Annotated in this window: 4 protein-coding genes; 2 read left to right on the top strand and 2 right to left on the bottom strand. The window is 44.6% G+C overall.

Features of this window, described 5'->3' with window-relative positions; translation table 11 throughout:
* Positions 1 to 180 precede the first annotated feature (180 nt).
* Together PX484_RS18240 and PX484_RS18235 are read right to left on the bottom strand one after the other, a co-directional pair.
* Positions 181 to 945, bottom strand: a complete 765-nt coding sequence (locus PX484_RS18240; RefSeq protein WP_002803301.1) for an ABC transporter ATP-binding protein — start codon at positions 943 to 945, stop codon at positions 181 to 183.
* Positions 946 to 1201: 256 nt separating this feature from the next.
* Entirely contained in the window at positions 1202 to 2014 is an 813-nt protein-coding gene (locus PX484_RS18235) for an inositol monophosphatase family protein (protein ID WP_287767029.1), read from the bottom strand.
* Between the two features lie 61 nt (positions 2015 to 2075).
* On the opposite strand from PX484_RS18235, the gene scpB reads away from it, so the two are divergent.
* Together scpB and PX484_RS18225 are read left to right on the top strand one after the other, a co-directional pair.
* A complete protein-coding gene (scpB, locus tag PX484_RS18230; RefSeq protein ID WP_002803303.1) occupies positions 2076 to 2594 on the top strand; it encodes an SMC-Scp complex subunit ScpB in 519 nt (172 codons plus the stop codon).
* A gap of 136 nt (positions 2595 to 2730) precedes the next feature.
* A complete protein-coding gene (locus PX484_RS18225) occupies positions 2731 to 3081 on the top strand; it encodes a DUF760 domain-containing protein (protein WP_002803308.1) in 351 nt (116 codons plus the stop codon).
* Positions 3082 to 3479: the final 398 nt, after the last annotated feature.

The raw sequence follows: 3479 nt of genomic DNA, 5'->3' as shown, positions 1-3479 counted from the left end.
TGGCTCTTCTAGGTTCTGTGTGATAAGTTTAATTGACATAGGATCGATCGATCTTTGTGTCCTTTGTGTCTTTGTGGTTCGTTCCACCCCCTCGCTAGGAGAAATGTATCTTAGAATACATTTTACCCACCAAAGCTGGGAGAGCCTTTTCTTTTCACTGATAACTGAAAAATCCCTACCCTACCCAATCACCTCGTGTAAATCCGTCGGTGCGAGATTAGGATAAACCACTTCACCATCCTTAAACCAGATAATGCGCTGAGAGTGACGCGCCACATCAGCCTCGTGAGTTACCATGACGATAGTAATGCCACTGTTATTCAATTCCGAGAAAATAGCCATCACCTCTTGGGTAGTTTTCGAGTCTAGCGCCCCCGTCGGTTCATCAGCAAGTAATAATATGGGTTGATTGACAATTGCCCTAGCAATAGCAACGCGCTGCTGTTGTCCCCCCGATAATTGATTGGGTTTATTGTGCAGTCGATTATCCAATTTTACCCTCGTTAAAGCAGCGATCGCTCTTTCCTTTCTTTCTTGGGGAGGAACCCCACCATAAATCATCGGTAACATGACATTTTCCAGCGCACTCATCTGGGGTAAAAGATGGAATTGCTGGAAAACAAAGCCGATTTTACGATTGCGAATCTGGGCTAAATCCCCATCCGGCAGCGTGGAAACGTCGAGATTTTCTAGATAATAGGACCCCAAGGTGGGACGATCAAGACAGCCGATAATATTCATGACCGTGGATTTTCCCGAACCTGAAGCCCCCATAATAGCGCAATATTCCCCTTTTTTTAGGCTTAAATTGATGTTATTGAGGGCTTTAACTATGGTTTCGCCACTGCCGTAGATTTTAGACACATTTTCGAGGCGAATAATTACCGGCTGATAGACTTCGGCTTTATCGTTGCGTTCGCTGAGAGAGGAAGTATCAAAACTCATGAAATAAATTCGTGGGGGCAGGGTGTGGGGTGTAGGGTGTGGAGTGTAGGGTTTTACCGATTTTCAGGGGGTCAATTACCTAATTTTCAGGCAAAAAGTGCCTAAATTTCCCCCCTGATCACTCCAAGGGCTGGCAGTTTTTGATTTCAAACAAGCTTAAAGATATTATCCAACAAGGTTTTTAGATTTATTCAGCCAGCCCTAAATAGAGATAAAACCAATAAATGCAGCTATTCTAACCTGAGCAATTCTCCATTCAAGCAACATCCTTGAGAAAACCGACTAAAGGCAAGAAAACCGGCGCTAAATTCGATCGAGCTACGGCTAAACAGGGATAGGATCGATCACTATAATTTTCCCCCACCTGCAAGGGAAAAATCTTTTCTCCTAAAGAGATAAATACTCCGCCAGCGGCCTGTAGAATTGCCCAAACCGCAGCAATATCCCAGACTTTCGGGGTTGCTTCCACTCCTCCCAAGACAGTGCCATCGGCAACCAAAAGCAGATTATAACTAGCCACTCCTATCATCCGCACTTTGCAGGGAAAGGGGTTTTTAAATACACCCGTACTACGAGCGCAGAGATTAAACAGATGATTTTTGCTGGGAAAATCGTCGCTGGTGTGAATCGGTTGACCGTTGCAGTAGGCCCCTAGCGGACCGGTTAAACCCGTCTCACCGTACCAATAACCATAATAGGACTGTTTCAGGCAGGGGAGATAAACAAATCCGAACACGGGAGTCCCCCGGTAGAGAAGTCCTAGGGAAATGCCCCAGATGGGAATACCGCGAGTAAAATTAGTCGTGCCGTCGATTGGATCCACTACCCAAGACCATTCTTGATCCGGGAAAATATGGGTAGTTTCCTCGGTTAAGACTCCATGATCCTGGAAAGTGCGGGCAATTAATGATCGCAATTCGCCATCGGACCAACGGTCGGCAGCCGTCACTAAAGTCCCGTCTGCTTTATTGGTGGCCTGTAATTTGCCAAAATCAGCTACTAGGCGATCGCCCACCTGCTCGGTAGCCTGATAACAAAAGTCTAAAACCTGACTCCAAAAAGTTTCCATAATTTTCTCGTTCGTCTTCTAGTAGAATATTAAATCATTGTCTAAACTTAGGTAGTCGAGATTGAGCGCGGAAGCACACCAGGAGATCAGACTAGCTACCCGTCTAGAAGCGATACTTTACCTAAAAGGGCAGCCTGTCCCCTTAACCGAGATGGTGACGTTGACCAACAGCGATCGCTTGACGGTGGAAGATGCCATGATCGAGTTAATGTCCGATTATGCTCACCGGGATAGTGCCTTGGAAGTGGTGGAAACCCCCCTCGGTTATAGTTTACAATTGCGGTCAGCTTATCAGAATTTGATCGAAGACCTGATCCCGGCCGAATTAGGTACAGGAACTCTCCGCACTTTAGCAGCGATTGCGCTCAAGGGACCGATTTTGCAAGCGGATTTAATCAATTTACGCGGCAGTACGGCCTATCAACAGGTTCAGGACTTGGTAGAACGAGGATTTGTGAGAAAACGCAAGCAAAATGAAGGTAGATCCTACTGGTTAGAAGTAACCGATAAATTTCATCAATATTTCGAGGTTGACAATCTTAGGGAACAGGGTATTCTGGAATCTACCGATCAGGAATAAGGAGAGAGAGGGTGTATTATGGGTAAATATTTCTGATCACTGAGCTAAACTTGAAGAAGATAGGGGGGACTTCGGGCAATCAAGAAGAGCGATTTGTTAACCTAAATCCAATAACCACTACAGCGTGGGAGTTCTGATGACTTTTAATCCTGATTTTTTTCCCTGGGAAACCGAAGAACAAAATGATAACTGTCTGATGCAGTATCTCCAGCAGCAGCATCCTGAAACCCTTGAGAGAATAGCCCAATCGGTCAGTAGCGAAATTAAAGATATTATCTCGCAAAACGTCAAGGGATTGGTGGGAATGTTACCCTCAGAGGATTTTGCGGTACAAATTACCACCGACCGCGAGAATTTGGCTAATCTTCTCGCTTCAGCGATGATGACAGGTTATTTCCTCGGTCAAGTGGAGAAGCGCCATCATTTAGAATCAATTTTGTTAGCTACAGAATCAATTAAATTGGGCAAAAAACCCAAAATAGATTAATCTCGATAGAGACACTTTCATCGGTGTCCCTATCACTTTTTAACCCCCTTTGGCAAAACTCACCATCACCAAAATCGAGAGCAGGATACCGGGGACAAGTAAACCCGCTAATAATCCAAATTCAGTCAGCGTCATAGGAGAATATGCCCAAAATTCCATCACTTTTTACTCTAACCCCCTCTTTTGGCCACCTCAACAAAGCTTAAGGAAAATTTAAAGCCTTTTATCGGTTTTTCTTCTATCAGTTGTCCGACTACACAAACCAAAAAGAGTCTTTTTGATGTTGCCAAGCGGTTTATAAGTAGCTGGTTATAATTAAATTAAAAATGGATTTTAGGTTCGATCCCCCCTGCCCCCCCTTGATAAGGTAGGGTTGATTCATGAATCAACCCTACGCT

The sequence above is a fragment of the Microcystis sp. M49636_WE2 genome, from assembly GCF_030065375.1.
Classification (GTDB): Bacteria; Cyanobacteriota; Cyanobacteriia; order Cyanobacteriales; family Microcystaceae; genus Microcystis; species Microcystis aeruginosa_C.
The sequence above is the reverse complement of the archived record's forward strand: the minus strand, read 5'-3'. Positions and strand labels throughout refer to the sequence as shown.

Bases quoted from the DNA above. Each gene is read 5' to 3' on its own strand.
- PX484_RS18240 (WP_002803301.1), bottom strand. From the start codon at position 945: ATGAGTTTTGATACTTCCTCTCTCAGCGAACGCAACGATAAAGCCGAA.
- PX484_RS18235 (WP_287767029.1), bottom strand. From the start codon at position 2,014: ATGGAAACTTTTTGGAGTCAGGTTTTAGACTTTTGTTATCAGGCTACC.
- PX484_RS18225 (WP_002803308.1), top strand. From the start codon at position 2,731: ATGACTTTTAATCCTGATTTTTTTCCCTGGGAAACCGAAGAACAAAAT.